The organism is Litchfieldella anticariensis FP35 = DSM 16096, assembly GCF_000409775.1.
GTDB classification, from domain to species: Bacteria; Pseudomonadota; Gammaproteobacteria; order Pseudomonadales; family Halomonadaceae; genus Litchfieldella; species Litchfieldella anticariensis.
Genome location: NZ_KE332388.1, coordinates 841,237 through 866,401, shown reverse-complemented (window position 1 = coordinate 866,401; position 25,165 = coordinate 841,237). Strand labels below are relative to the sequence as shown.

Genomic DNA, 25,165 nt, shown 5'->3' with positions numbered 1-25,165 from the left:
TTGCTGCCAAATATCTGCTCTTGGCGATGCTACGCTCTGCCCATGGCATACGCTTGGCAACGGGAATTCGAGAGCAAGAGACGAAGTGCCGGATAAGCACAAGGAAGCCATGCTGTTCAATCATGACAACCGTAGCGCCCGAAATCGGGAAAGGAACCTACCATGGCCATGATCGAGAAGTCTCCGAACCAGGCACAACTATTCATCTCCAACGATGACAAGTGGGCAGCCGTTCTGCAGCGTGATGTTGCCGCGGATGGTGCTTTCGTCTATGCCGTGCGTTCGACCGGCATCTATTGTCGGCCGTCCTGTGCCTCCCGGCGACCACGGCGGGAGAATGTGGAGTTCCATGTCAGTGTCGAAGCGGCCGAGGACGCCGGGTTTCGGCCGTGCAAGCGCTGTCGGCCGCAGGAAATCTCGCTCATCGAGCACCATGCACAAGCCGTGGCCCAGGCATGCCGCTTGATCGAGAATTCCGAAACTACCCCCACCCTTGACGACCTGGCGGAAGTGGCAGGGATGAGCCGGTTTCATTTCCATCGGGTGTTCAAATCGATCACCGGCTTGACGCCAAAGGCTTATGCCGCGGCATGGCGTGCCGGTCGAGTGCGGGATGAACTGCTACGCAGCGAGACGGTGACAGAGGCTATCTATGAAGCGGGATTCAACTCCAATGGGCGTTTCTATGCCGCCTCCTCGCGCATTCTTGGTATGACTCCGACAGCGTTTCGTGCTGGTGGCAATGGGGCGGAAATCCGCTTTGCTCTGGGGGAATGTTCGTTGGGCACGATTCTGGTGGCAGCCAGTGGCAAGGGTATCTGCGCGATCTTCCTGGGTGACGATCCAGATGAGTTACTGCACGAATTCCAGGATCGCTTCTCGACCGCCACTCTGGTGGCTGGTGACGAGGATTTCGACCGGTGGGTGGCATATGTCGTGGGATTCGTCGAGGCGCCACAGCTCGGTTTCGACCTCCCGCTGGATGTCCGAGGGACCGCATTTCAGCAGCGCGTTTGGCACGCCCTGACTGAGATACCGCTTGGTTCGACCGTCAGCTATGCCGACGTGGCAGAGCGGATCGGCTCACCGAAGGCGGTGCGTGCCGTTGCCCGAGCCTGCGCGTCCAACACGATTGCCGTTGCCATTCCCTGCCATCGTGTGGTGCGCACCGATGGCGCGCTCTCCGGTTATCGTTGGGGTGTCGAGCGCAAACGAACCCTGCTCGCCAGGGAGGCTGCCCATACGGAGCCGTCATGCGACTGATGGGATCGGCCGCAAGAACTAGCGTCGTCAGGCGTTGTCAGAAAGGTGTTTTTGGCCAGTAATGTTTCGGACACATTCTTTGGGCAGTCTAGTGGCCGTGGCTGAGGTAGTGGAAGCCACTCAGGGATAACGGCTTGATCCTGTTATTTTCCATTGCTGGGATTCGGGGTCATTACGTCGAAGTGCCAAAGAATTGATATCGGTCAAAGGTGATCCGCAAGAAGTTCACCTACCTTCCAAGGGACAGGCTGGGGAACGAGGCCAAGTAATGGATTCACACCTACGGGAGGCCACGACTGTCATGCCGTACGATCAAAAGGAAGTCGCGAAACTGATTCTGATGCCGGAAGAACTGCTTGCCCTGGCCAACACACATGAAAACCAGGAGATGCATCACTACCGGCGGCTTGCCTTCAGTTTCCTGCCCTATGACTTGGGGATCAGCAAGCTCATGGCGGCATTGGGTATCGAATGCGAACGACGTCTCGATACCCAACTGCAAGTCTCACAAGAATTAGGGCTGGCGGACATTCTCGCCGCTAGCGAAACGGGCCAAACCACTTGTTCTCCCTTTGCCAAGCACTATTTCTTTGTCGTCAATCGCGACATGGCCATGGCCATGCTGGCCCAGGTCATCGCCTCTGCCGATTATTCGTTGCGATTTCATGAGCACTTGCAGAACGCCAACACGATGCCCGAGTTGGGTCCGATGCTGAAGGGCTTCGTCAAGCAGAAGCAGACTGAATGTCGCATCCTGCAAGAGAGCCTGGACAGTCTGGAGTCCAGCGTTGGCAGTTTCTCGATGCCGATAACGGTAGGGTATCGTCAGCGGGCACTCGGTTAACCCGCTTTGCCGCTAGACTCTGTACGGAAAATCGTCAGCAGCTTGCTTCGTACAGAGTCTAGATCCGTCTGAAAGTCAACGAGCGAGCGCAGTTTTCCCCACTCCCCTACGTCGAATGCGTCACCGAGTGCTCACTCTCCAGCGCTTCGGTAATGCCGCCTTGTGGCGTGCGTTCGAGATAGGTCGAGAGCACCACATAACTGCGTGTGGCCTTCACGCCTGGCGTGGCATAGAGCCGGGCGAGCAGGCCTTCCAGCGCTCGGCTGCTCTTGCATCGCACCTTGAGCAGCATGCAGGTGTCGCCGGCAACGGAATGGATCTCTTCCAGTTCCGGAAGCTCGGCGAGCGACAACAGTTCCTGTGTCTTTCCCCACCCCATGGTGTCGACGTGCACGAAGGCGAGCAGCGGCTTGCCTGTCGATGGGCCATCCAATACTGCCACGGTACCGCGCACTCGCCCGGAGGCGCGCAGCCGTTTCACGCGTTCGTGAACGGCGGGTGCCGATAGTCCCACGAGACGCCCCAACTCGGCATAACTGAGGCCGGCGTCCTTGGCAAGCTCGCTTAATATCTTTCGGTCGAAGGTATCGAGTGGACGGCTATCGGTAGGGCGATCCCGAATATCTTCTGTTTTTTCATCATTCGGCATATTTGTGTTTGTCCTGAAGGAGGTTCGTCAACTAAATAATAATACCGAATTCAGTTTAGGGGCGACCATGATTAGCCGCAATGTCTTGCTACTGACCGGATCGATTGCCGTCATTGGCGCCAACTCGCTGGTACTGAGTCCAATCGCCGCTTCGGTGGCTGTCTCGTTTTCAGGCGTCGATGCCGCCGATGTCATGACCGCGGCAGCCATCTATGGGTTGGCGACGGCAGCCAGTGCGCTGACACTGGCCTCGATGGCGGATCGGATCGGTGCTGAACGTGCCTTGGTGCGTGCGCTGTTTGTCTTCGTCATGGCACTGGCGGGAGCGGCATTGGCGCCTTCGCTGCTGGTGCTGTGCCTTGCTCAGGCATTGGCTGGCCTGGCGGCAGGAATGGCGCTGCCGGCCATCTATACGCTGACAGCCCAGGTGGCCGAGAAGGGCCGCGAGAGTGAAACGCTGGGAATCGTGTTGACAGGATGGACGCTGAGCCTGGTGGCAGGTGTCAGCCTTTCGGCCGTGCTGGCCGATATCGTGCATTGGCGGGCGGTGTTCTCGGTACTGGCTTCGGGAGCCATTGCGCTTGCCATCGGCGTAAGCAGGGACAAGGAGTGGGGCACGCCTGTACGCGCAACCGTGCCGACCTCGCCGTTGACGGCGTTGCGGGTGGCTGGAATTCTGCCCGCCTTGCTGAACGTTGCCGCCTACATGACGGCCTTTTATGGCCTCTACACTTACCTTGGCCCACATCTCGGCTCGACGTTGCAGCTTTCCACTACCTTTGCCGGTGCGGCGACCTTTGCCTATGGCATGGGGTTTGGCCTGGCGGCTCCATTGGGCCGGTTGGTCGATCGTTACGGTACGATCGCTGCCGCTACCGTTGCCTTTGCCGCGCTGGCGCTCGTCTATCTTGGTGTGGCGGCGACTGCCGAATGGCCCATCATGCTGCTAATGCTGTGCGTGGCATGGGGGCTTGCCAACCACATCGGCCTCAACCTGATCGTGCGCCGTCTCACGGAACTCGATCCGTCACAACGTGGGGCGATCATGGGGCTCTATAGTGCTATCACCTATCTGTGCGTGTTCGCTGGCGCACTGCTTTATCGCCCGATATTCGAGCAGCTAGGCTTCGCGGCCTGCGCTCTGGTGTCGGCGGCATGTATCGTGCCAGCTCTGGGCTGGTCGTTCAGCCGTCTGTCGCCGCGATTGATGCAAAAGGGAAACTGACCCGGTCGGCGCTCGAGTCAATTGCCCTGTCACTTGGGTTGAGGATCCCGCGAGCGGTGGCTTTCTTCCGGTGTTTCGAGAATACGACGAATCTCCTCGAACTCCAGGGTTTCGTGCTGCTCCAGAGCGCTGGCAAGGGCATCCAGGCGATCACGGTTTTGCTCGAGCAACTCCCGGCCATGGGACTCGATCTCCACCAGCAGCCGGCGAACCTCGTCGTCGATCATGGCGGCTGTGGCGTCACTGTGTTCGCGCCCTTGGGCGAGTTCCTTGCCGAGGAAGACATGTTCCTGACTCTGAGGGAAGGCAGTGGGCCCGATGCGCTCGTTCATGCCCCAATGGGCCACCATGCGCCTGGCGAGTTGTGTCGCTTGCTGAAGATCGTTCTCCGCACCACTGCTGACTTCGCCAAAGACGATGGATTCGGCCAAACGACCGCCGAACATCACGGTGATCCGATCTCGCAAGTAGGACTCGTTGTAGTTGTAGCGCTCTTCCTCGGGAACCTGAGCGGTCACCCCCAAGGCTTGTCCGCGCGGGATGACCGTGACTTTCTCCAGCGGGTCGGCATTGGGCAGCAGGTAGGCCAACAGCGCGTGACCGGACTCGTGATAGGCCACGATATGTCGTTCTTGCTCGGAAAGGGCGGCTTCCCGGACTTCGCCGAGTAAAATGCGATCGCGTGCATCGGCGAAACATGCCCAGTCCACCTGATGTTGTTCGCGGCGCCCGGCGAACAGGGCGGCTTCGTTCGCCAGGTTGGCGAGGTCGGCACCGGAGAAACCGGTGGTGATCTGGGCCAAACGCTCCAGAGAGACGTCTTCGGCCAAGGGAATATTCTTGGTATGGACCTGGAGAATCGCATGACGCGCTTTGCGGTGAGGGCGCTCCATGGTGATCTTGCGGTCGAAGCGACCGGGACGCAGTAGCGCCGGGTCGAGCACGTCAGGGCGGTTGGTGGCGGCTAGCACCACCACCGATTCCTCTACCTCGAAGCCATCCATCTCAGAGAGGATCTGGTTCAGGGTCTGTTCACGCTCGTCGTGACCGCCGCCCATGCCGGCGCCACGGGTGCGGCCTACGGAGTCGAGTTCATCGATGAAGATTACCGAGGGCGCCGCTTCCTTGGCCTGCTTGAAGAGATCGCGTACTCGGGAGGCGCCGACACCGACGAACATCTCGATGAACTCGGATCCGCTGATACTGAAGAACGGCACGTTGGCCTCACCGGCCACGGCACGTGCCATTAGGGTTTTGCCGATGCCAGGTGGTCCCATCATCAGGATGCCGCGTGGGATCTTGGCGCCGAGTTGGCGGAAGCGTTCGGGGTTCTTGAGAAATTCCACCACTTCGGTGATTTCTCGCTTGGCGTTGTCCGAGCCCGCCACGTCACTCATGCGCACATGGCTGTCTTCGCTTTGGATCCTCTTGGCCTTCGACTGGCCGATGCCGAAAAGCCCGCCTCCGGACATCGCCTTTTGCTGCATGCGGTACCAGAACCAGAACAGCAGGCCGAGAATCAGGATCAACGGAAGCATTCCTGTCAGGATCCGCTGCCACCAGGGAGGCTCGGTCGATAAGGCCGTGATGTTCACCCCATGTTGCTCGAGCCGGTCGAGAAGTGGTTGGGCATCGGTATCCGGGCGTACGGTCTCGAATGCCTGAGCGTCACCGACATCCAGGTTTCTTTGGCCTTCCTCAGTCAAGGTGCCATCGACATGCTGACCACGCAGGGTAACCTCACTTACGTAACCCTCTTCCACGGCTTCCACGAATTCGGAGTAAGTGAGTTTGGCCTGTGTCGGCTGCTGCTGGGAATCGAGATAGTAGAAAAGGAGCACGATCCCCAGCGAAAGCCAGACGAACAGCATCCACTGTTGCCGGAATCTGTTCCGAAACTCCTCGTTCAGGCCTGGCGGGTCATTGCCTTGCCCCGTTTGGCCCCGCCGTTTCTCCGGCCGCCTATCGTCCCGTTGTGTCATGGACTCTCCATAGGCAATCAAGCTCTACTTTGACCATGGTTCCGTCAGTAAGGTTTTACAAGGCGATTGATTGGACCAAGCGCCAATGAGTCGTCATCATCAGGAGGCAGGAGAGGTATTCATTCAATGCTTTCTTGGGTGAAACGATATCGATCATGTCGCTCAATGCCTTTCTTCCCGCCGTTCAGGCCTGGTTCGAGCGTGACCTAGGTGCACCCACCGAGGTGCAGGCTCGCGCCTGGCCGGCGATCGGTGACGGCGGACATGTGCTGATCGCTGCGCCCACCGGTTCCGGCAAGACCCTGGCTGCTTTCCTGGCGGCCATCGATGGCTTGGTGCGTCATGGGTTGGAGGAGGCGTTGCCCGACGAAACGGTGGTGCTCTACGTTTCGCCGCTACGTGCGCTGTCCAACGATATCCAGCGTAACTTGCAGATGCCTTTGGCGGGTATTGGAGCGGCGTTGGCGGAACGTGGTCTGCCTGAGCCGGAGATCCGCGCTTGGGTACGCACTGGCGATACCCCGGCCTCGGACCGCGAGCGCATGCGCAAGCGGCCACCGCATATCGTGGTCACCACTCCCGAGTCACTCTATATCCTGCTGACCTCGGAATCGGGCCGCCGCATGCTTTCCAGTGTGCGTTCTGTGATCGTCGACGAGATTCATGCCGTGGCCGGCACCAAGCGCGGTTCGCACCTGGCGCTGTCGCTGGAACGGCTGGCCGCCCTGACCGATACGCCACCCCAGCGCATCGGGCTTTCCGCCACGCAGAAGCCGGTGGAGGAGGTCGCCGCCTTTCTCACCGGCGGCACCCAGTGCACGGTGATCGACACTGGCCATGTGCGAGAACGTGACCTGGCGATTACTGTACCTGGCTCTCCCTTGAGCGCGGTGATGGCCAACGAAGTGTGGGAAGAGGTATACGACCGCCTGGCGGCGTTGGTGGATCAGCACCGTACCACGCTGATCTTCGCCAACACGCGGCGCGTATGCGAGCGGGTGGCGCGCCATCTGGCCGACCGCTTGGGTGAGACGGCAGTGACCTCCCATCATGGCAGCCTGGCCCGTGAACATCGCCTGCAGGCGGAACAGCGCCTCAAGAAAGGGGAGCTGCGTGCCCTGGTGGCCACGGCATCATTGGAACTGGGCATCGACATTGGCGAGGTCGACCTGGTCTGCCAGCTTGGCTCACCTCGCTCGATGGCTGCCTTTCTGCAGCGGGTAGGGCGTTCCGGCCACGGCGTTGGGCGTTTGCCGAAGGGGCGGTTGTTCCCACTGACCCGCGACGACCTGCTGGAGTGCACGGCATTGATGGGTGCCGTGAAAGCGGGTGAATTGGATCGCCTGCATATCCCCGAGGGGCCGCTGGATGTATTGGCCCAGCAGGTGGTCGCTGAGGTCGCCGGTGCCGGCGAGTACGATGAGGAGGCGCTATTCCGGCGGCTGACCTCGGCCTGGCCCTATCGCTCTCTGTCACGCGAGAGCTTCGATGCAGTGCTGCAGATGCTCGCCGACGGCTACACCACGCGTCGTGGACGACGTGGCGCCTATTTGCACCGCGACCGGGTCAACGCCCGCCTGCGGCCAAGAAGAGCCGCACGACTGGTGGCGCTGACCAATGGTGGCGCGATACCCGACCAGTTCGATTACGACGTGATGCTGCAACCGGAGGATATCCGCGTCGGCACGGTCAACGAGGACTTCGCCTTCGAAAGCATGCCAGGCGATGTCTTTCAGCTTGGCAACCAGGGCTATCGCATTCTCAAGGTGGCGACCGGGCGGGTATTCGTCGAGGACGCCAAGGGTGCGCCGCCGAGCATCCCCTTCTGGTTCGGCGAGGCACCGGCGCGTACCGAGGAACTATCCCAGGCGGTGTCGCGTCTGCGTGCTGGCGTGGATGAGCGCCTGGCGGACGGTGGCGAAGACGCCGCGCATGAGTGGCTGGAAACAGCTTATGGTCTCTCTAGCGAGGCGGCCGAGCAGCTTGCTGCATATCTGGCCCGGGCGCGTGCAGCACTCGGTGTGGTGCCCAACCAGGCGCATCTGGTGCTCGAGCGTTTCTTCGATGAGGCCGGCGACATGCATCTGGTATTGCATGCCCCGTTTGGTTCTCGGCTCAATCGTGCCTGGGGGCTGGCGCTGCGTAAGCGTTTCTGTCGCAAGTTCAATTTCGAGCTGCAGGCGGCGGCGCTGGAAGACACCATCGTACTGTCGCTGGGGCCCACCCATAGCTTTCCACTCGACGAGGTATGGAACTACCTGAACAGCAAGACAGTGCGTGAAGTACTGATTCAGGCGCTGCTCGATGCGCCGATGTTCGGTATGCGCTGGCGCTGGAACGCCTCTATCGGCCTGGCGGTGCCGCGTACCCGCAATGGCCGGCGGCGCCCGCCGCAATTGCAGCGCCAGGACGCCGAGGACCTGCTGTCGGTGGTCTTCCCCGACCAATTGGCGTGTGCCGAGAACCTGGCCGGCGCACGCGAGATTCCTGATCACCCGCTGGTTTCCCAGACGCTGCGCGATTGCCTGACCGAGGCCATGGACGTAAGCGGGCTGGAACGTCTGCTCGAACGGTTGGAGCGGGGGGAAGTCGTGGTCAGTGGCAGCGATCTCGCCGTGCCGTCGCCGCTGGCGGAGGAGGTAGTCAATGCCCGGCCCTATGCCTTTCTCGACGACGGCGCCCAAGAGGAGCGTCGCACTCTTAGCGTGCGCACCGGCGACACCATGGATGTGGCGGATGCTGCCGCTTCGGCTCGCTATGACCCAGAGGTCGTACGCCGTGTGCGTGACGAGGCCTGGCCGCAACCACGCGATAGCGACGAGCTTCATGATGCCCTGGTGTTGAGTGGTTTCATTAGCGCTGATGAAGGCGCCGAGTGGCAGTCCTGGTTCGAGTCGCTCGCTACGGCACGCCGTGCCACGGCTGTCTCAATGACCGGCGGCGAGACACTGTGGGTTGCCGCCGAGCGCTTGGCTGAACTGCGCGAGATCCACCCACGCGCAACGCTCGACCCGATCATCGAGGCGGTGGGTGCGGTGCCCGATGATGCCGACACGGCCTTGATCGAGGTGCTGCGCTCGCGCCTGGAAAGCGTAGGGCCGACGACCGCCACGGCACTTGCCATTCCATTGGGAGTGGCACTGGAGCGGGTAACGGCGGCATTGGCGCGCTTGGAGAGCGAAGGCTTCGTGTTGCAAGGCAGTTTTGCCGGGGCCACCAGTGAAGTCGAGTGGTGCGAGCGTCGGTTGCTGGCACGCATGCATCGTTACGCCGTCGATCGCAAGCGCGCCGAGATCGAGCCCGTCAGTATTCAGCACTACCTGCGTTTCCTGCTCGACTGGCATGGTTTGACGGAACGGCCGGAAGGGGTGGAGGCCTTGGCGAGCGCCGTGGAGCGCCTGGAAGGGTTTCCTGTTGCGGCTGGCGCCTGGGAGCAGGACGTACTGCCGGGCCGCGTCGCAGATTACGCCCCCTATCTACTGGATCAGTTGCTCGCCAGCGGCCGTTTCGTGTGGCTGCGCCTAGTGTCGCCGCGCGTGGCGGCGGACGACGAGCGCCACCGCCCGGGACCGCTGCGCAATACACCGATCGCGTTGGTCGAACGGCAAGCGCTGGGCGACTGGCGAGCTGCGGCTCCAGGGCCCGATGCCGAGGCGCTGCCACTCTCCGGCGGTGCCCGCCGGGTGCTGGAGGCACTGCAGGCCGGCGGAGCGATGTTCTTTGCCGACCTGCTTGGACCCACGCGCATGTTGCGCACTCAGGTAGAGGAGGCGTTGGGCGAACTGGCGGCCTGGGGACTGGTGACCTCGGATACCTTCAATGGCCTGCGGGCATTGATCGCCCCAGCCCACAAACGCCCGCCGATCAGTGCTGGTGGCCGGCGGCGCCGTCGTCAGGCACCGGGCGTGGATGCTGGCGGGCGCTGGTCGTGGCTGCCGGTGCCGGAGGGCGAGGAAACCACTCCCCCTCGGCGAATCACCACTGACTTGGAGAGTCTGGAGCATATCGCCTGGGTACTGTTGCAACGCTATGGCGTGGTGTTCCGGCGGGTGCTGGAGCGCGAATCGGCATTGCCGCCCTGGCGTGAACTGCTTTACGTTTATCGTCGTCTGGAGGCGCGTGGCGAGATCCGCGGTGGCCGCTTCGTACAACAGTTCGCCGGCGAGCAATTCGCGTTACCCGAAGCGGTGGGAGCGCTCAAGGCCATGCGCAAGCGCGAACTGGACGATACGCGTGTCGTCGTGTCGGCTGCCGACCCGCTCAACCTGTTAGGGGTGCTGACTCCCGGTGCCCGCCTGCCGGCAGTATCCGGCAACCGGCTACTGTATCGCGACGGCGTCCCGGAAGCGGTACTGCAAAATGGCGACGTGCACGCCTTGAAGCCGCTGCCCACCGAGATTCAATGGCAAGTCACGGAACGGTTGCGACGCGGCTCTGGCTACCGTCCGCAACCTTCGGAAACTCGGACATCCCACTTGGCGTAAGCGGGAACGATGCAGAGAAGGCGACGTCCTATCTGAACAGAGCAGCATATGTGGTTGCTACTCGCCTCGGATGAAGCAATGCGGCGTGCATGTTTGATGTGGGAATAGCGGTACGGTTCTCTCTGATCAAGCCTGCCACCGGGGAGAAGTGCCCCATGAACGTTCTCATCAAGTTTGTTCTTGCCCCCTCGCTGGGTCTGTTGATCTGGTCCTCACCGTTGTCAGCACACGAGCGAGAACTGCCATTACGCGAAATTGAGTCCAGTCAGGTGCAGACGCCGATCGTGTTCCCTGCTGGTGAGCGGGTAGTGTCGGTACCGGGCGTGCAAATCAGCGTCGTGGGAGGTGGTTTCGAGCGGCAACATGGGGTCGTTATCTTTCGAGGGGCCCCTGACATGCAGCATGGGCATGGAACGGTGCGCTTCGGCACTGCCACAGATCGCTTCGATACTACGCCAAATCGCTTCGGTACTGCCCCAGGCATGAGTCATCGTCTGCATCGTGATGGGAAAGCGCCCCGTGTCTGGAGTACTGGCCCTCGGCACCGCGATACCCGTGACTTCGGTCACGAGCGGCGGTCGTCACGACGCTTTGGTGTCGATCATTTTGGTACGCAACGGTGGGGTGATGTTCACGGCATCCACTCTGGAGGGGCTGTCGTCATCTGGCCTCAGGACAGGCACTCCATCGGTGGCGCACGCATCGAGCACAGGGTATGGCCTGGGCACCCGTCCCAATGGCGACCGCATGGTCGAAAGTGGGATCATGGCATACATCGGCACCGCTTCGATGGTCATCGGCGCGCGCCTTTGTTCCGACCTGACAGTCGTCACGACCGTGGAGACTTCATCCGCTAGCTGACCGGCTTGTGTCGCTGCCTTTCCCCGCGCCTGCTACCCTTTTTTAGGTAACTTCCTCATGGTGGCACGCCAACCCAGCAGCGGGGGGAAAACCCATGCCCGAGCGATCCCCTGAACGTATTCGTAATATTGCCCTGACCGGCCCGGCCGGGTCGGGAAAGACGACCCTGGCCGAAGCCTTGTTGACAGCGGCCGGTGTCGTGAATGGTGCCGGCAGCGTGGAGAGGGGCTCCACGATCAGCGACACCACTCCCGAAGAGAAAGCCCTGCAACACTCGATTACGGCCTCGGTGATGGGGCTGGAGTGGAAGGACACATGGATCGACCTGATCGACACACCTGGGTATGCCGACTTCCAGGGGGCCGCATTGTCGATTCTACCCGCCGTGGAGACGGTAGCGGTGGTGATCAATGCCCGTGTCGGTGTCGATGCCACGACACGCCGGATCATGCAATGGGCTGAGGCAAGAGGGCTGTGTCGGCTGATCATCGTCAACCAGATCGATACCGCCCCCTCCGGGCTAGCCATCCTGCTGGAAGAGATCCGCGCCGCTTTCGGTCCTCAATGTCTACCTCTCAACCTGCCTGCTTCAAGCGCAGAGCGGGTTTCGGACTGCTTCTTCGCCCCTGACGGCGAGGCGGACTTTTCCTCTGTCGCTGAAACCCACGAGATGCTGGTCGATCAAGTGGTGGAGTTGGACGAGGAGTTGATGGCGCTGTACCTGGAACAGGGGGAGGAGCTCAATCCAGAGCAACTACATGAGCCTTTCGAGGCGGCATTGCGCGACGGGCACTTGGTGCCCGTTTGTTTTACCTCGGCTATCACCGGTGCCGGGGTAAGTGAGCTGCTGGACATCTTCTCACGACTGATGCCCAACCCCTTGGAAGGCAACCCGTCGCCCTTTCTCCGACAAGACGCTGAAGGTACCCGCGAGTACCAGGCGCTCCCTGACCCGGATGCCCATGTATTGGCGCATGTGGTGAAGATCGAACACGATCCCTTCCTTGGCAAGATGGCGGTGTTCCGCGTCCATCAAGGCACCGTGACCCGCGATACACGACTGTTCGCTGGGGACGCCCGCAAACCGTTTCGGGTAGGCAACCTGTTTCGTCTCCAAGGGCGGCAGCATCTGGACGTGTCACGTTGTGGCCCAGGCGAGATCTGTGCCCTGGCCAAGGTAGATGAGGTGACCTTCGATACCGTGCTGCACGATTCCCACGACGAAGACCATATCCATCTGCGCCCTGTGGAATTGCCTGCCCCGGTGTTCGGGCTGGCGATCCAGGCGATGCGTCACGGCGACGAACAAAAACTCTGGGAAGCCTTGGCGAAGATGGTCGAGGAAGACCCAGGGTTGCGTGTTGAACAGGATTCGGCCACCCAGGAGACGGTGTTGCGTGGATTGGGTGAGTTGCACCTGCGTATGGCCCTGGAGCGCCTGAACCAGCGTTATCGTGTGGAGGTCGAGACCAGCCCGCCTTCCATTGCTTATCGGGAGACTATTACCGGCGTTGCCGAGGGGCATTGCCGACACAAGAAGCAGACTGGAGGTGCCGGCCAATTCGGCGAGGTGTTCTTGCGTGTCGAGCCGTTGCCGCGCGGGGCCGGATTCGAGTTCATGGATACCATTCGAGGCGGCGTCATTCCGGGGTCATTGCTGCCGGCGGTGGAAAAGGGCGTCCGCCAGGCCATGGCGAGTGGAGCGATTGCCGGCTATCCATTGCAGGATGTGCGGGTGACCGTGCACGACGGCAAGACCCACCCAGTGGATTCCAAGGAGATTGCCTTCGTTATCGCCGGCCGCAAGGCCTTCCTGGATGCCGTGCACAAGGCAGGCCCCATCGTGCTGGAGCCGATGGCGGAGTTGGTGGTCGAAGCTCCAGGAAATGCCATGGGGGATATCACGGCCGATCTCTCGGCAAGTCGTGGCCGTATCCAGGATACCCGTTCCATGAGCGACCAGATCAGCATCCAGGCGGTGGTGCCGTTGGCGGAAATCGCCGACTACCCTAATCGCCTCAATGCCATGACCGGCGGCTCCGGCACCTATACCCTGCAGTTCAGCCACTATGAACCGGCGCCCGAGAATGTCCAGCGACAGCTGATGCAGGACTACCGGCCGCACAAGGAAGAGGAGGCGTGATCAGGCAGCGACCATCCATCATCTCTGCGTGTGTCGGAGGACATCATGACCCAGACCGTTACTGCCACGTATGACGACATCCTCAAGGCCATCAATGCGTTTGACGAATTGGTATCCGAAGGGATTGACCGGGAAAAGCTGTTTCTGGACAGGGAGACCAACCAACTCAAGGTGATCGTTCCGGAGGATGTCCAACGCCAAGTGGAGAGTATCCTCGAGCGCCATGAGCCGGAGAAGGTGTGGGCCCAGCCGTATCAGGAGCAGTAGCCGATGGTAGCCTTTGCCATGGCTAGCCGAGGATTGGGACGAGCGCTGGTGTGCGAGTGACAGCTTGGGCCATGGCCGCTCAGTTCAAGGCGCTTACCCTGACCACCTTTGCCAATTTGCCCTGGAATGCTCCTTTCTATGAGCGACGGGGATTCCAGCGGCTAGCACGACATGAACTGAGCGCGGACTTGGCGCGCTTGCTGCGCGATGATACACGCTGCGGATTACGCGAGCGTGTCGCCATGTGCTTGACGTTTACCGACGATTGAACCGGTTCCGCTGTGCGATGCGTTTCTGCTCGTCGTCGATGCGCACTGGCTGACGGATCAGGCGCCGCTTGAATTCAACGCCGGCATAGATGGCGATGGCCAGGACGGCCGCGGTGGCCAGTCCAACAGTGAGAGTCTCGATGGTTCCCATTGGGCTTCTCCTGCTGACGTAGGGGGTGCGACACCCGGTGCGGATTGGTACCACCGATCATATTGTCGATGGACCTTATGTCAGACAGCATCGATGTCATTAGGTGCCCCGCTGTCTTACCTTAAGCTTAGAACATCCTCGCTTTCCGGTATCTTTTCATTGATGGCAGTTGTCAACGGAGAAGCGCGACAACGAAGAGGAGGGTAGCGATGAAGTCCGTAGCAGTGCGCAGTCCCGGTGGTCTGGACCGTCTCGACATCATTGATGTATCGGAACCCGGTGAGCCGGGACCGGGCGAGATCCGCGTTCGGGTACATGCCAGTTCGCTCAATTACCATGACTATGGCGTCGTCTCGGGAAGTAAGCCGACCGCGGATGGACGCATCCCCATGGCCGATGGGGCCGGGGTGGTCGAAGCGATCGGAGAGGGTGTCGAGGAGTTCCAGGTTGGCGATTCGGTCGTCTCCACCTTCTTTCCCACCTGGCTCGATGGCCCGGCGCGAATCGGTGACTTCACCACCGTGCCCGGTGACGGAGTCGATGGCTATGCCTGTGAGCAAGTGGTACGTCCGGCGACCTGGTTCACCCGCGCTCCCGAGGGTTACAGCCACGCCGAGGCGGCGACATTGACCACGGCTGGCCTTACTGCCTGGCGCGCCCTGGTGGTCGATGGCGGCCTCAAGGCCGGCGATACGGTGCTGGCACTGGGTACCGGCGGGGTGTCGATCTTCGCCTTGCAGTTCGCCAAATTGATGGGTGCGCGGGTGATTGCCACCTCGTCGTCCGATGAGAAGATTGAAAAGCTCGTGGAGCTGGGTGCCGATCACACCCTCAACTACAAGACCGAGCCGGAGTGGGGCAAGCGCGTGAAAGAACTCACTGACGGGCGTGGCGTCGACCATGTGATCGAGGTTGGTGGCCCCGGCACCTTGCCGCAATCGATAGAGGCGGTGCGTATTGGTGGACATATCTCGCTGATCGGTGTGCTTACCGGTCGTGCCGGCGAGATACCCACCGCCAAGCTGATGGCCAAGCAGGCCAGGCTTCAGGGCTTGATCGTCGGTAGCCGGCAGCATCAGGCCGAGATGGTCCGTGCCCTGGAGGCTGGCAGCATGCGACCGGTGATCGATCGTAGTTTCACGTTGGACGAGATCGCCGACGCCTTCCGTCACGAAGAAGCGGGACGCCACTTTGGCAAAATCTGTCTGGAGTTCTGATGGCAAAATGGATCGCCATGGAAATCGCTATTCTTCACGAAATGTCTCGACGAGCCAGCGCTTGACAGTGCAGGCGGCAGGGCTGAGCAGCGGCTTTCTGGCATGGGCCAGATAGAGGTGACGTCGAGCGGGCAGTCTGGCCTCGAACGGTACGACCAAACGACCGCTCTCCAGGGCCTGACGGCTGAGTAGGGAATCACCCAGGGCGATACCGAGGCCATTCTCCGCGCTTTGCTGGGCGAGCATGGCCTGATCGACGTGCAACCGCTGAGTGTCGGCGAGTGCCAGGTTGTAGGTCTGGGTCAGGCGGTGCCAGTCCTGGTGCAGGATATCGTTGATTAGAGTGGTGCCGTGCAAGCAACCATGGGCGAGATCGGGGTGGGCGGCCAGATAGGCCGGGCTACACACTGGAAATATCTCGAGTCTAACTAGCAGGGTACAGTCGAGTTGATCGTCGGCTTGGGGCAGATAGCGAATCGCTAGGTCATTGCCGGCTTCCTCCAGCGCGTGGAGCATCGGTGAGGCATGCAGTTGTAGCTCGATGTCCGGATGATGGGCACGAAAGGCGGGCAAGGCCGGACCGAGAAACAGCAGGGCAAAGGCGGGTGGTAGGGATAGGCGCACCACCTTGAGACGATCCACCTGCTGCATCGAGTAGCTGACGCCGACCAGTTCGTCCATCAGTGGCGCGATGCGTCGGTAGTAGGCATTGCCCGCTTCGGTAAGCATGATGGAGCGTGCGCGACGCTCGAACAGCGTCATCCCCAACCAATTCTCCAGGCCCTTGATCTGCTGGCTAATCGCACCTGATGTGACGGCGATTTCTTCAGCCGCCTTCTTGAAACTAAGGTGCTGTGCGGCAAGGCAGAAGCATTGAATGGCTTTCAGTGGTGGTTGGCTCATGACCGAGTTTTTCTAATGCATGGAAGCGTAATTACTCGTTTGTCGGTTTATCAGAAAACACCGAGGATGGCGACTCCTGATGAATTTTTGGCTACTGGAGACGTCATCATGCGTTCTGCTCGCCTGCCTGCTGCCACGTGGTGGTTGATCCTATGTGGCTCACTACTGCTCATGCTCTCGTTTGGCCTGCGTTCCAGCTTCGGGCTGTTCGTACAACCGCTCAACGAGGCCAACGGTTGGGGACGCGACATCATCGGTCTGGCGTTGGCGATTCAAAACCTGAGTTGGGGCGTGATTGCGGTGTTGGCCGGAGGGCTGGCCGACCGCTTCGGTACGGTGCGTGTCCTTGTGGGTGGTGCCGTGCTCTATGCCCTGGGCATGTGGATGACCGCCGACGTGAGTCAGATCTGGGTGCTGCATGGTGGCGCGGGGCTGCTGGTCGGTGCTGGCGTGGCAGGCACGGCATTTGGCATCGTATTGCCGGCGATGGCGCGGGTGGTAGACGAGTCCCGACGCCAATGGGTATTGGGGATCGGAACGGCGGCGGGATCCATGGGTCAGTTCCTGCTGGCGCCGGTAGCGCAGGAGCTGATCGACTGGCTGGGGTGGAGTGGCGCGCTCAATGCCATGGCGCTGATGAGCCTGACGATGGCACTGCTGGCCATGCCGCTGGCCGCATCGGACAAGGGCTCCGGTGGCGCCGCGCCGATCGCTACGCCTGGGGAATTTGCTGCTACGCTCAAGTTGGCCCGCGGCCACGTCTCCTATTGGCTGCTGACCGCCGGATTCTTCGTGTGTGGCTTCCATCTGGCCTTCATCACCGTGCATATGCCAGCCTTCCTGGTCGATGCCGGCTTCGATGCCAAGGTGGGTGCCTGGTCGATCAGCCTAATCGGGCTGTGTAACGTGGTGGGGGCCTACATGGCCGGAGTGATTTCCGGGCGAGCCTCCAAGCGCTTGGTGCTGATTGCGATCTATGCTGGGCGTGCCGTGGCCATTGCGTTGTTCATGTTGCTGCCGCTGAGCCTGACCAGTGTGTTGGCGTTCAGTTGCGCAATGGGCTTCCTGTGGCTGGCCACTGTACCGCCGACCACCGGTCTGGTGGCGACCATGTTCGGCACTCGCTATATGGCGACGCTGTATGGCGTGGTGTTCCTCAGCCACCAGGTTGGTAGCTTTACGGGAGTGTGGCTGGGCGGCTGGCTCTACGAAACCACCGGCTCGTATGATGGGGTGTGGTGGAGCGGCGTGGCACTGAGCCTGGTGACCATGGCGCTGCACTGGCCGATTCGTGAGACAGCCGCTGTGGACGAGCCCAAGGCGGCTGTCGCCACCTGAATTGATTTACCAATGGCTGCATTTCACCGGTCCAGGGAGGGGCGATGAGGAGAACATCGCCTTCTATCGCTCACTTGGTTACGTTCAGGATGAGGTGGTCAGCCTGGGACGCCGGCTGATCGAGGATTGAACGACTTGAAATCAAGGAACGAAGAGCCGCGCCTATGAGCATTACCCTTGCCCTGATTGCCATTACCGTCGCCATCTCCCTGCTGGCCTGGCAGCAGCCGCGTCTGCTCGATGCCCTGATCTTCTGGCCGACTGGTGTGGCGAAGGGCCAGTGGTGGCGCCTGCTAAGCCATGGTTTCATTCACGCTGACGGTGCCCATTTGCTGTTCAACATGGTCACCCTATATTTCTTCGGTACAGTGATGGAGCAGGTGCTGACACCGCGCATCGGCGCCGTAGGGTTCGGGCTCTTCTATCTGGCTGGCATCCTGATCGCGATCCTACCCAGCTTTTTTCGTCACCGGAACGATACTAAATATCGAAGTTTAGGAGCTTCCGGCGCGGTCGCCGCCATGCTCTTTGCCTATATTCTCCTACAGCCGTGGTCGCTGCTGTTCGTGTTCTTCGTCCCGGTTCCGGCCATCGTGTTCGCTGCAGTCTATGTGCTCTATTCGATCTGGGCACAACGCCGCGGAAGCGGCAACATCAACCACAGTGCGCATCTGTGGGGCGGGACCTGGGGCGTGGTGTTCCTGATCTGGCTCGAGCCGAGGCTGGTATCACGGTTCATGAACGAATTGCTGGCACCCTTGGGTATGTGACGAGGCCCTGGTGCCAGCCATACCAGCTTCGCTGCCGTTCGATTTCCTCACTGGGGCCGAAATCCTCCAGTTCGAACAGCTGGCGTACTTCGATCTCGGCTTTGCCGCTATCGACGGCGGGATTGGGGAAGCGCTTCGTTACACCTCCTTCTCGCAGTTGATCATCCATGGCACGCCGTACTTGTCGGTCAGCATGGCGAAACGCTTGGCCCAGAAGGTTTCCTCGAGAGGCATCTGCACCGTGCCGTTGTCCGCGAGGGCCTGAAAGATGCGCTCTGCGTCCTCCGGGGTGTCGATATTAAGCGTAATGTGGGCGCCCTTGATGGCTTCATAGGGGGCCGGGCACTGTGGTGTGATGTCGGAGCCCATTAGCCACTGGCCGTCTATTTCCAGCCGAGCATGCATGATCTTGTCGCGGTGTTCCGGTGGTGTCTCTTGGACGCACTCTTCCGGGGCTTCCGCATAGGTGTGCATCGCCACGATGTTGCCGTCGAGACAGCGTGCGTAGAATTGGAAGGCGGCCTTGCAGTCGCCGTTGAAGATGAGATAGGTACTCAGGCGCATGATCTTGTCCTCCGAATGGGTTTTCACACACTAGTCGAACGGTATTGGGCGAGTTCGACACACCGGTGGAATCTTTTCACTAAGGGGTTAACCGTAGGTCGGTTTCTGGGGCCATCCCGGTGGGGAATCCTCGAAGTCCTCCTGGCGGCCGTATGGGGTTCGATCGAGAAGCGCGTAAGCGTCGGTGAGGCTTTCGCAACCGCGGGCATAGGTCGAGTAGCTGTGGAAGATCTCGTCGCCAAGACGGAAGAACACGCTCAAGCCGTGGCATTCGCCCGACATGAAGTGTGGTTCTCCCATGCGCTGCTCGAGTTCTGCTTTGTTGCGATAGTTATATTCAGGGGAGGCGACGGTCTCGTCGAGGGTGACATGGAAGTCGTAGTTGAAATCGCTGCCGTGAGACGAGACCCAGGGCCAGCGCCAGCCTTGCTGGGCCTTGTAGGTCTCGAGCTTGGCCAACGGCGCGCGCGAGACGAGTGCAAAGCTGGTATCGCGATCGTGCAGTAGCGAGAGATCGCCGAGGGCGTTCACGAAACCCGTGCAGCCGCTGCAGCCTTTATCCCACTCCGGGTCGAACATGAAGTGGTAGACGATGAGTTGGCGGCGCCCCTCGAACAGGTCGAGCAGGCGCGCCTTGCCGTTGGGACCATCGAAGACATAGTCCTTCTCGATCCTCACCATCGGTAGCCGACGACGCTCGGCACTCACCGCATCCATTTGATGGGTCAGGGCCTTCTCTTTCGTCAGCAGCTGCTTGCGAGCCTCGAGCCAAGTGTCTCGGGAGACGATCTCCGGATGAGCTGTCTCGTTGTATGCCATGACGATATCTCCTGTGGCTGTCGTTGCAGGAGATAGTCGTTCGGGGCGCTCAAAAATCGACAGCGGCTGTTATGTCGGAAGGAATGGCGTGAGCCGTGGGTCAATATGCCACGCAGAAGCGCTGATTGAGATGACGTGGTTCTTCCGCTTCGTCGAGCATGGCGACAGCGTAGTCCTGCACCGAGATGAGGCTGTTGCCCTCAGCGTCGACGAGTAGTTGGTCGCTGCCGAGCCGGAAGTTACCGGTGCGCTCGCCGGGGAATATTTCGGCCGCGGGGGAGAGAAAGGTCCAGGTTTGAGCATCCTGATCGCGCAGTTGCTCCAGAGCCGCCTTGGCACCTTCGGCGGAAGTCTTGTATTCGGCGGGGAAATCGGGCGTATCGATCAGCAACTTGCCGGGAGCCACTTCCAGCGAACCGGCACCACCGACGACCAGCAGGCGTTCGACACCGGCGGCCTGGGTGGCGGCAAGGATCGAATCGAACCCTTGGACGTAATAGCCGCGAACGTCCTGCTGGGCATGGCCGCTGAAGGCGCTGAGTACCACGTCGGCCCCACGCAGCTGCTCCGTGAGTGCCTGGCTATCGAGTACGTCACTCTTTTCGATTGTCAGGTTGGGTCGTGCTGCGATGCGCTCGGGTTGGGTGACCAGTGCCTTGACCTGATGGCCACGGTGCAAGGCTTCTTCGCGCAGTGCCGAGCCGATGAAACCGCTGGCGCCGATCAGTGCAATCTTCATAGAGTCCCTCTCCTCAAAGATAAGTAATGACAACAATGGTGCGGCTATTGTTATCTTGAAAATTGATGTGAAAAATATCTCAATCAATATTTTACTGTTGTTGATTGAATAACAATTTAGGAGCCGAGATGGCCAACAGCGATGGTCTGGATCTCAATGGGTTACCGATCTTCGTCGCTCTGGTGGAGGCGGGTAGCTTCACCGCCGCGGCGGAACGGCTGGGATGCACCAAGACCCGAGTGAGTCTACAGATTCGTCAATTGGAAGAGCGGTTGGGTGTCGCGTTGTTTCACCGCACCACTCGCCGGGTCAACCTGACCCAGGCGGGTGAATCCTTCTATCGCGAATGTCGCCCCTTGTTGGATGGGCTGGGAGAAGCGGTAAGCATAGTGGAATCGCATCGGCACACCTTGAGAGGGGAGTTACGCATCACGGCACCGGAAGGTTATGCCGCGCAGGTCATCGGCTCGGCGGTAGTGAAGTTCAGTGCGGAACATCCCGAGCTTGCCATCGAACTGCGTAGCGATGATCGGGTGAGCGACATGATCAAGGAGGGCATCGACCTGGCGATCCGGGCGGGTTGGTTGAGGGATTCTTCTCTACGCTCCAGCCGGCTGGGCAGTTTTCGCCAATATGTGGTGAGCTCGCCGGTTTATCTCGAAAGACACGGCATCCCCCGGCAGCCGGAGGAACTCAGCCGCCTCGACTGGGTCGCCTTCACGCGATTGCCTTCGCCGTTGACTTGGACCTTCCGCAAGGAACAGGAAGAGCGCAAGGTTCAGGTGCATGCGCGTTTGAAGGCCAACTCCGCCGGGGCGTTGAGCACTCTGCTAGCCGCCGGTGCTGGCGTCTCAGTGCTGGCGGATACCCCTGCCGACGCGGAAATCCGCGCCGGCAGGCTGGTGAGAATACTGGAGGACTGGTCGCTCCCTGAAGGTGGTGTTCATGCGGTCTACCCGCCGGGGCGGCACGTGCCCGCCAAGGTGCGTGTTTTCGTGGATTTCCTGCGTGACTATCTTGGGAAACACTGACTTCCCAACCCAGGCCTATCCTGCCACTTCGTACTCGTCGTGGCGTTTCACCCAGTCCATCAGGTTGTGATGAGGCCCCGTTTCGTTGCGACCCTTCGGTGTCATGTCGAGCAGCATGTAGGTGCTGTCGACGAGTTCGTCGCCGCGCCCGTAGGTCGAATAGGTGTGGAAAATGTCGCCACTGGTGTCCCGGAAGAACACACTAAGACCGCTCAGATCCTCAATCGAGACGTCGGTCGTCGTATAGTTGTACTCAACCGCGCCCTTGGCGATCTCCTCGGGGCTGAACGAGACGCGATAGTCATAGTTGAAGTCGCTGTCGTGCGAGGAAACCCACTTCACGCGCCAACTCATGCGCTTACGATAGGCCTCGATCTCGTCGAGTGGGGCCCGCGAGACTCGCACCAGGCTTACGTCATGGTGTTCGAGATGCACCCGTGTGCTTTCGATGTGATCAGCTGTGAAGGAGCAGCCGATACAGCCCGCTTCCCAGCCGGGGCCAAACATGAAGTGGTGGACGATCAATTGGCTACGCCCGTCGAATAGTTCGGCGAGCGTCTTGCGACCCTCAAGCGTTTCGAACACGTACTCCTTCTCGACTTTCACCCACGGCAAGGCGCGGCGCTTGGCGTTCAGGTCGTCGCGCAGGCGAGTCAGTTCCTTTTCCCTTGTCAGTAGCTCCTTGCGTGCGGCGAGCCATTCGTCACGGGAAACGATGCGTTGGGATGTTCGATCATGCGCTGACATGAGGACTTCTCCTGTTACTGACGTTGCACGAGATAGTCGTCTTGGAAGGTCCGGATTCGACAGTGAGTCAAGCGAATTCAGCCATCATTCGCCAGGCACGTCAGCCGCATCGTCTGGGTCTGCAGTTCATCGCCGAGGTGGTGCAGGAGCGCTCGCGCAAGGTCGACCCGGTGACGGACAAGGCGGCGGTGAGCCAAGCTTCTTAGGGTGGTACGTACCGAGGGTCGGCGAGCTAATCAGAACTCGAGGGCCAGCCGCAGCCTGTCCTTGTACTGGATGCCGTTCTCGTAGATTGGCTCGTCGTAGTGGGTGAGGAAGTGATCCCGCTCCACGGCGACGGCCCGAAATCCCGCGCGCTGGTAGAAGGCGAGCTGGTAACCAAAGGTGCCGGTGCCCAGTTCCAGGCGTCCTGCGCCTAGCTCGCGGGCCTTCTTCACGGCATGCTCCAGCAGCTTTGCACCAATGCCTTTCCCTTGATGCGCTGGGGCGACCGCGATGTTCATCAGCTCAAATACGCCATCCATGATGGGCTGAATGACGTAAGCCCCGACCGTTTTATTGCCGATTGTCGCGACGTAGCAGCTCGAATTCTCAAGATAGCGACGGATTTTGTCTACTGATGGATCTGCTTCCAGCAGAAGATCGAGAGGGGCTTTGGCGCTGGGTACGGGTTTGATCAGCATGTCGGTGTCCTTTCGACAAGGCGCTATCCGGTCGAGGCTACAGGAAGGAGGCCGGGGCGTCATACGCCCCGGTGTTGGCTATCCGGCAAAGCTGTCATTCATGCTGGCTGTGACAGACGCGGCATAGCCATTTCACTATGCAAGCTCTCGACCAGCCGGTCGATGCGCGCCAGGGCGCTTTCGGTCGAGGCTGCCAGTGCTTCGCCACCTTCCTCCTGGTGCTCGATGGCGATGTCGTGGAAGCCGCCGATGCCGATGAACTGCAGCGCGGTGCGCACGCTCGGCTCAAGGTGGTTGAAGTCCGCTAGGGGGCCTGGCCGGTCGAAGCCGAATCCGCCGCGTGAGGAGAGCAGCACCGCATGCCGGGGGCGGTCGGCCAGCAGCGGCACGTAGTGTTCCAGCGGCACGTAGGGATGGGCGCCGTACTTCATATCGAAGTCGACGGTGCGACCAATACGGACGATGTTGTCGATCCAGGCCTTGAAGGCGGCCGGCATGCCGAAGTTGTACATGGGCACGCCGAGCACCAGGATGTCAGCCTGGACGACCTCATCGACCAGGGCATTGCTATCGGCAAGGACTGCTTGCATTGACTCCGACTTTTGTTCAGCGGGCGTGAATTCGGCCTCGATCCACTCGACGCTGGTCAGTTGCGGCGGGTTCGCGCCGATGTCGCGATAGACAACTTCGGCATCCGACTCCAGGGCGTGCCAGTGCGAAATGAAATGATGGGTCAATCGACGGGTATGCGAGCCGTGGTCATGTGTACCGGCGCGGCCGGGGCGTGGGCTGGCATCGAGATGAAGTAGACGCGTCATGTGATTTCTCCTTCGCTGAGTGTAGGATCGTTTGAGTGAGTTGGTTTCAGTTATGCTTGTGGCTTAAATCATCAAAACAAAAGCCTTGTGAGGCGACAAACGACGATTCTTTTTCGCTAATGGAAAATAAAACTCAGCCATGATGCCGCGCCGACTACCCTCTCTTTCCGCCCTGCGCGCCTTCGAGGCGGTGGCGCGACACCTCAGTGCCAAGCGGGCGGCCGAGGAACTCTCGGTCACGCCGACGGCTGTCAGTCACCAGATTCGTCAGCTCGAGGAGAGCTTGGGTGTGGTCTTGTTTGTCCGCCGGCCGCGACAGCTGGTGCTGACGGCTCAGGGCCAGACGCTGCTAAGCGTGCTGAGTGACTCCTTCGATGCCATCGCCGAGACGGTAACCAAGCTGCGCCGGCCGCCGGCGCGGCAGGCGGTAACCCTCTCCACCACGCCGGCCGTGGCCGCGCGCTGGCTGCTGCCTTGGGTCTGTCTTCTGCGTGACGCGCATCCGCAGATCGACTTGAGCATCCAGGTCTCTCACGAAGCGGTCGCTCTGGATGGCGTCGTCGCCGATATGGCGATTCGCTATGGTGAGGGCCCCTGGCCCGGCCTGGTGGCCGAGAAGCTGTTCGACAATGTATTCATACCGGCCTGCAGCCCAGTGCTTAAGCTGCGGGAACCTGCCGAGCTGGTGCGCTATACCTTGCTCCACTTCTCTTCGCCCACGCCGGTGGACTGGGCGGCCTGGCAGCGTCAGGTCCAGGTGCCGGGGCTCGACGTTAGCGCCAGGCTATTGTTCTCCGACGAAACCCACGGCATCACCGCCGCGCTGGACGGGCAGGGCGTAGCCCTGATGAGCCGATACCTGATCGAGGAGGAGCTGCGTCAGGGGCGCCTGGTTCAACCGTTCGGCCCCGAGATAAAAGCCGCTCCCTTCCATCTCGTCTACCCACCCGAGCGGCTCGAGGAGCCGGCTATCGCTGCCGTGCGCGACTGGATCATGGGACTGTTGGATTCCCTGTCGAGAGAAAATGCCTGCCGTTCCATTATCGAGCGCGATTCATAACGTCAGCCGTGCCAGCTTGTCGGGATTGCGCACGATGAAGATATCCGTAGCCTGGCCCGAAGGATCGAAGCCGAAGGTGACCACGGCTGTGACGGTGCCTTGTCGATGCATCACGAAGCCGGGGCCACCGTTGATATTGGCTTCGCGCCATTGGTAGTCGGCCCAGTATTGGCTCAACCGGCTGGCCAGGAAACCAAGCACTTCCGTCTGGCCGTGCAGCGGCTCGAGCAGGGTGGGCACCTTGCCGCCACCATCGGCGCGGTCACCGGCAAGCGTCTGGTTAAGGTCTCTACGCCGTGTTTGGTTTCATAGAGGATTGGCTCACCGGAGAACGCCGG

Annotated in this window: 25 protein-coding genes; 14 read left to right on the top strand and 11 right to left on the bottom strand. The window is 60.7% G+C overall.

All coding sequences use genetic code 11. The annotated features are described in order from the left end of the window. Positions 1–162: 162 nt before the first annotated feature. Together ada and L861_RS10915 are read left to right on the top strand one after the other, a co-directional pair. Positions 163–1,263, top strand: a complete 1,101-nt coding sequence (gene ada / locus L861_RS10920; protein WP_016416020.1) for a bifunctional DNA-binding transcriptional regulator/O6-methylguanine-DNA methyltransferase Ada — start codon at positions 163–165, stop codon at positions 1,261–1,263. A 301-nt stretch (positions 1,264–1,564) separates the two neighbouring features. Then, positions 1,565–2,107: a hypothetical protein gene (locus L861_RS10915; RefSeq protein ID WP_144063006.1), complete on the top strand. Its 543-nt coding sequence runs from the start codon at positions 1,565–1,567 to the stop codon at positions 2,105–2,107. Positions 2,108–2,213: 106 nt separating this feature from the next. On the opposite strand, the gene L861_RS10910 is transcribed toward L861_RS10915, so the two are convergent. Continuing rightward, positions 2,214–2,756, bottom strand: a complete 543-nt coding sequence (locus L861_RS10910; protein WP_016416018.1) for an Lrp/AsnC family transcriptional regulator — start codon at positions 2,754–2,756, stop codon at positions 2,214–2,216. Between the two features lie 67 nt (positions 2,757–2,823). On the opposite strand from L861_RS10910, the gene L861_RS10905 reads away from it, so the two are divergent. Next, positions 2,824–3,981 (top strand): MFS transporter, encoded by a 1,158-nt coding sequence (locus L861_RS10905; protein WP_016416017.1) that lies wholly within the window; start codon positions 2,824–2,826, stop codon positions 3,979–3,981. A 29-nt stretch (positions 3,982–4,010) separates the two neighbouring features. On the opposite strand, the gene ftsH is transcribed toward L861_RS10905, so the two are convergent. Further along, positions 4,011–5,963 carry an ATP-dependent zinc metalloprotease FtsH gene (ftsH, locus tag L861_RS10900; RefSeq protein WP_081645820.1) on the bottom strand — a complete coding sequence of 651 codons (1,953 nt, stop codon included), beginning with the start codon at positions 5,961–5,963 and terminating at the stop codon, positions 4,011–4,013. 155 nt (positions 5,964–6,118) lie between these two features. On the opposite strand from ftsH, the gene L861_RS10895 reads away from it, so the two are divergent. The 5 genes from L861_RS10895 to L861_RS10870 all read left to right on the top strand — a co-directional run bounded on the left by L861_RS10895 (position 6,119) and on the right by L861_RS10870 (position 13,987). Next, positions 6,119–10,447 carry a DEAD/DEAH box helicase gene (locus tag L861_RS10895; protein WP_016416014.1) on the top strand — a complete coding sequence of 1,443 codons (4,329 nt, stop codon included), beginning with the start codon at positions 6,119–6,121 and terminating at the stop codon, positions 10,445–10,447. A 155-nt stretch (positions 10,448–10,602) separates the two neighbouring features. Beyond that, positions 10,603–11,304, top strand: a complete 702-nt coding sequence (locus L861_RS24495) for a hypothetical protein (RefSeq protein WP_144063005.1) — start codon at positions 10,603–10,605, stop codon at positions 11,302–11,304. 98 nt (positions 11,305–11,402) lie between these two features. Beyond that, entirely contained in the window at positions 11,403–13,451 is a 2,049-nt protein-coding gene (fusA, locus tag L861_RS10880) for an elongation factor G (protein WP_016416011.1), read from the top strand. A gap of 45 nt (positions 13,452–13,496) precedes the next feature. Then, on the top strand, positions 13,497–13,718 hold the full coding sequence (locus L861_RS10875) for a hypothetical protein (protein WP_016416010.1): 222 nt from the start codon (positions 13,497–13,499) through the stop codon (positions 13,716–13,718). Positions 13,719–13,768: 50 nt separating this feature from the next. Further along, positions 13,769–13,987 (top strand): GNAT family N-acetyltransferase, encoded by a 219-nt coding sequence (locus tag L861_RS10870; RefSeq protein ID WP_035568116.1) that lies wholly within the window; start codon positions 13,769–13,771, stop codon positions 13,985–13,987. On the opposite strand, the gene L861_RS24705 is transcribed toward L861_RS10870, so the two are convergent. Further along, positions 13,974–14,138 carry a hypothetical protein gene (locus L861_RS24705; RefSeq protein WP_016416008.1) on the bottom strand — a complete coding sequence of 55 codons (165 nt, stop codon included), beginning with the start codon at positions 14,136–14,138 and terminating at the stop codon, positions 13,974–13,976. The genes L861_RS10870 and L861_RS24705 overlap by 14 nt on opposite strands. Before the next feature lie 209 nt (positions 14,139–14,347). On the opposite strand from L861_RS24705, the gene L861_RS10865 reads away from it, so the two are divergent. Continuing rightward, positions 14,348–15,355, top strand: a complete 1,008-nt coding sequence (locus L861_RS10865) for a zinc-dependent alcohol dehydrogenase family protein (RefSeq protein WP_016416007.1) — start codon at positions 14,348–14,350, stop codon at positions 15,353–15,355. Between the two features lie 27 nt (positions 15,356–15,382). On the opposite strand, the gene L861_RS10860 is transcribed toward L861_RS10865, so the two are convergent. Beyond that, entirely contained in the window at positions 15,383–16,258 is an 876-nt protein-coding gene (locus tag L861_RS10860) for a LysR substrate-binding domain-containing protein (RefSeq protein WP_016416006.1), read from the bottom strand. Positions 16,259–16,366: 108 nt separating this feature from the next. Between L861_RS10860 and L861_RS10855 the strand changes: the two genes are divergently transcribed. Together L861_RS10855 and L861_RS10850 are read left to right on the top strand one after the other, a co-directional pair. Further along, on the top strand, positions 16,367–17,596 hold the full coding sequence (locus L861_RS10855; protein ID WP_016416005.1) for an MFS transporter: 1,230 nt from the start codon (positions 16,367–16,369) through the stop codon (positions 17,594–17,596). 164 nt (positions 17,597–17,760) lie between these two features. Further along, complete coding sequence (locus L861_RS10850) at positions 17,761–18,366, top strand: rhomboid family intramembrane serine protease (RefSeq protein WP_016416003.1); 606 nt, start codon at positions 17,761–17,763, stop codon at positions 18,364–18,366. A gap of 138 nt (positions 18,367–18,504) precedes the next feature. On the opposite strand, the gene L861_RS10845 is transcribed toward L861_RS10850, so the two are convergent. The 3 genes from L861_RS10845 to L861_RS10835 form a co-directional block, all read right to left on the bottom strand. Continuing rightward, a complete protein-coding gene (locus L861_RS10845) occupies positions 18,505–18,930 on the bottom strand; it encodes a VOC family protein (RefSeq protein ID WP_016416002.1) in 426 nt (141 codons plus the stop codon). An 87-nt stretch (positions 18,931–19,017) separates the two neighbouring features. Further along, complete coding sequence (locus L861_RS10840) at positions 19,018–19,749, bottom strand: DUF899 domain-containing protein (protein WP_016416001.1); 732 nt, start codon at positions 19,747–19,749, stop codon at positions 19,018–19,020. A gap of 100 nt (positions 19,750–19,849) precedes the next feature. Then, positions 19,850–20,488: an NAD(P)-dependent oxidoreductase gene (locus L861_RS10835; protein ID WP_016416000.1), complete on the bottom strand. Its 639-nt coding sequence runs from the start codon at positions 20,486–20,488 to the stop codon at positions 19,850–19,852. A 128-nt stretch (positions 20,489–20,616) separates the two neighbouring features. Between L861_RS10835 and L861_RS10830 the strand changes: the two genes are divergently transcribed. Beyond that, the gene (locus L861_RS10830; RefSeq protein WP_016415999.1) at positions 20,617–21,519 is read left to right on the top strand and encodes a LysR family transcriptional regulator; all 903 of its coding nucleotides are present in this window, start codon (positions 20,617–20,619) and stop codon (positions 21,517–21,519) included. 15 nt (positions 21,520–21,534) lie between these two features. Here the strand turns inward: L861_RS10830 and L861_RS10825 are convergent, their stop codons facing one another. Continuing rightward, a complete protein-coding gene (locus tag L861_RS10825; RefSeq protein WP_016415998.1) occupies positions 21,535–22,266 on the bottom strand; it encodes a DUF899 domain-containing protein in 732 nt (243 codons plus the stop codon). A gap of 62 nt (positions 22,267–22,328) precedes the next feature. Here L861_RS10825 and L861_RS24695 point away from each other — a divergent pair, with 62 nt between their 5' ends. Then, positions 22,329–22,472 carry a hypothetical protein gene (locus L861_RS24695; protein WP_154658837.1) on the top strand — a complete coding sequence of 48 codons (144 nt, stop codon included), beginning with the start codon at positions 22,329–22,331 and terminating at the stop codon, positions 22,470–22,472. A 30-nt stretch (positions 22,473–22,502) separates the two neighbouring features. Here L861_RS24695 and L861_RS10820 read toward each other — a convergent pair whose 3' ends face one another. Both L861_RS10820 and L861_RS10815 read right to left on the bottom strand, forming a co-directional pair. Beyond that, entirely contained in the window at positions 22,503–22,949 is a 447-nt protein-coding gene (locus L861_RS10820; protein ID WP_016415996.1) for a GNAT family N-acetyltransferase, read from the bottom strand. A 98-nt stretch (positions 22,950–23,047) separates the two neighbouring features. Next, entirely contained in the window at positions 23,048–23,767 is a 720-nt protein-coding gene (locus L861_RS10815) for an FMN-dependent NADH-azoreductase (RefSeq protein ID WP_016415995.1), read from the bottom strand. 139 nt (positions 23,768–23,906) lie between these two features. Between L861_RS10815 and gcvA the strand changes: the two genes are divergently transcribed. After that, positions 23,907–24,827, top strand: a complete 921-nt coding sequence (gcvA, locus tag L861_RS10810; protein WP_016415994.1) for a transcriptional regulator GcvA — start codon at positions 23,907–23,909, stop codon at positions 24,825–24,827. Here the strand turns inward: gcvA and L861_RS10805 are convergent. Next, the gene (locus L861_RS10805) at positions 24,822–25,067 is read right to left on the bottom strand and encodes a sigma-70 family RNA polymerase sigma factor family protein (RefSeq protein ID WP_016415993.1); all 246 of its coding nucleotides are present in this window, start codon (positions 25,065–25,067) and stop codon (positions 24,822–24,824) included. The genes gcvA and L861_RS10805 overlap by 6 nt on opposite strands. Positions 25,068–25,165: the final 98 nt, after the last annotated feature.

What these genes read in the sequence shown, in the direction of transcription:
- fusA (WP_016416011.1), top strand. Translation starts at nt 11,403, where the DNA reads ATGCCCGAGCGATCCCCTGAACGTATTCGTAATATTGCCCTGACCGGC.
- L861_RS10895 (WP_016416014.1), top strand. Translation starts at nt 6,119, where the DNA reads ATGTCGCTCAATGCCTTTCTTCCCGCCGTTCAGGCCTGGTTCGAGCGT.
- L861_RS10820 (WP_016415996.1), bottom strand. Translation starts at nt 22,949, where the DNA reads ATGCTGATCAAACCCGTACCCAGCGCCAAAGCCCCTCTCGATCTTCTG.
- L861_RS10850 (WP_016416003.1), top strand. Translation starts at nt 17,761, where the DNA reads ATGAGCATTACCCTTGCCCTGATTGCCATTACCGTCGCCATCTCCCTG.
- L861_RS10815 (WP_016415995.1), bottom strand. Translation starts at nt 23,767, where the DNA reads ATGACGCGTCTACTTCATCTCGATGCCAGCCCACGCCCCGGCCGCGCC.
- L861_RS10830 (WP_016415999.1), top strand. Translation starts at nt 20,617, where the DNA reads ATGGCCAACAGCGATGGTCTGGATCTCAATGGGTTACCGATCTTCGTC.
- L861_RS10855 (WP_016416005.1), top strand. Translation starts at nt 16,367, where the DNA reads ATGCGTTCTGCTCGCCTGCCTGCTGCCACGTGGTGGTTGATCCTATGT.
- L861_RS10845 (WP_016416002.1), bottom strand. Translation starts at nt 18,930, where the DNA reads ATGCGCCTGAGTACCTATCTCATCTTCAACGGCGACTGCAAGGCCGCC.
- ftsH (WP_081645820.1), bottom strand. Translation starts at nt 5,963, where the DNA reads ATGACACAACGGGACGATAGGCGGCCGGAGAAACGGCGGGGCCAAACG.
- L861_RS10835 (WP_016416000.1), bottom strand. Translation starts at nt 20,488, where the DNA reads ATGAAGATTGCACTGATCGGCGCCAGCGGTTTCATCGGCTCGGCACTG.
- L861_RS24495 (WP_144063005.1), top strand. Translation starts at nt 10,603, where the DNA reads ATGAACGTTCTCATCAAGTTTGTTCTTGCCCCCTCGCTGGGTCTGTTG.
- L861_RS10910 (WP_016416018.1), bottom strand. Translation starts at nt 2,756, where the DNA reads ATGCCGAATGATGAAAAAACAGAAGATATTCGGGATCGCCCTACCGAT.
- gcvA (WP_016415994.1), top strand. Translation starts at nt 23,907, where the DNA reads ATGATGCCGCGCCGACTACCCTCTCTTTCCGCCCTGCGCGCCTTCGAG.
- L861_RS10865 (WP_016416007.1), top strand. Translation starts at nt 14,348, where the DNA reads ATGAAGTCCGTAGCAGTGCGCAGTCCCGGTGGTCTGGACCGTCTCGAC.
- L861_RS24705 (WP_016416008.1), bottom strand. Translation starts at nt 14,138, where the DNA reads ATGGGAACCATCGAGACTCTCACTGTTGGACTGGCCACCGCGGCCGTC.
- ada (WP_016416020.1), top strand. Translation starts at nt 163, where the DNA reads ATGGCCATGATCGAGAAGTCTCCGAACCAGGCACAACTATTCATCTCC.
- L861_RS10905 (WP_016416017.1), top strand. Translation starts at nt 2,824, where the DNA reads ATGATTAGCCGCAATGTCTTGCTACTGACCGGATCGATTGCCGTCATT.
- L861_RS10860 (WP_016416006.1), bottom strand. Translation starts at nt 16,258, where the DNA reads ATGAGCCAACCACCACTGAAAGCCATTCAATGCTTCTGCCTTGCCGCA.
- L861_RS10915 (WP_144063006.1), top strand. Translation starts at nt 1,565, where the DNA reads ATGCCGTACGATCAAAAGGAAGTCGCGAAACTGATTCTGATGCCGGAA.
- L861_RS10875 (WP_016416010.1), top strand. Translation starts at nt 13,497, where the DNA reads ATGACCCAGACCGTTACTGCCACGTATGACGACATCCTCAAGGCCATC.
- L861_RS10825 (WP_016415998.1), bottom strand. Translation starts at nt 22,266, where the DNA reads ATGTCAGCGCATGATCGAACATCCCAACGCATCGTTTCCCGTGACGAA.
- L861_RS10840 (WP_016416001.1), bottom strand. Translation starts at nt 19,749, where the DNA reads ATGGCATACAACGAGACAGCTCATCCGGAGATCGTCTCCCGAGACACT.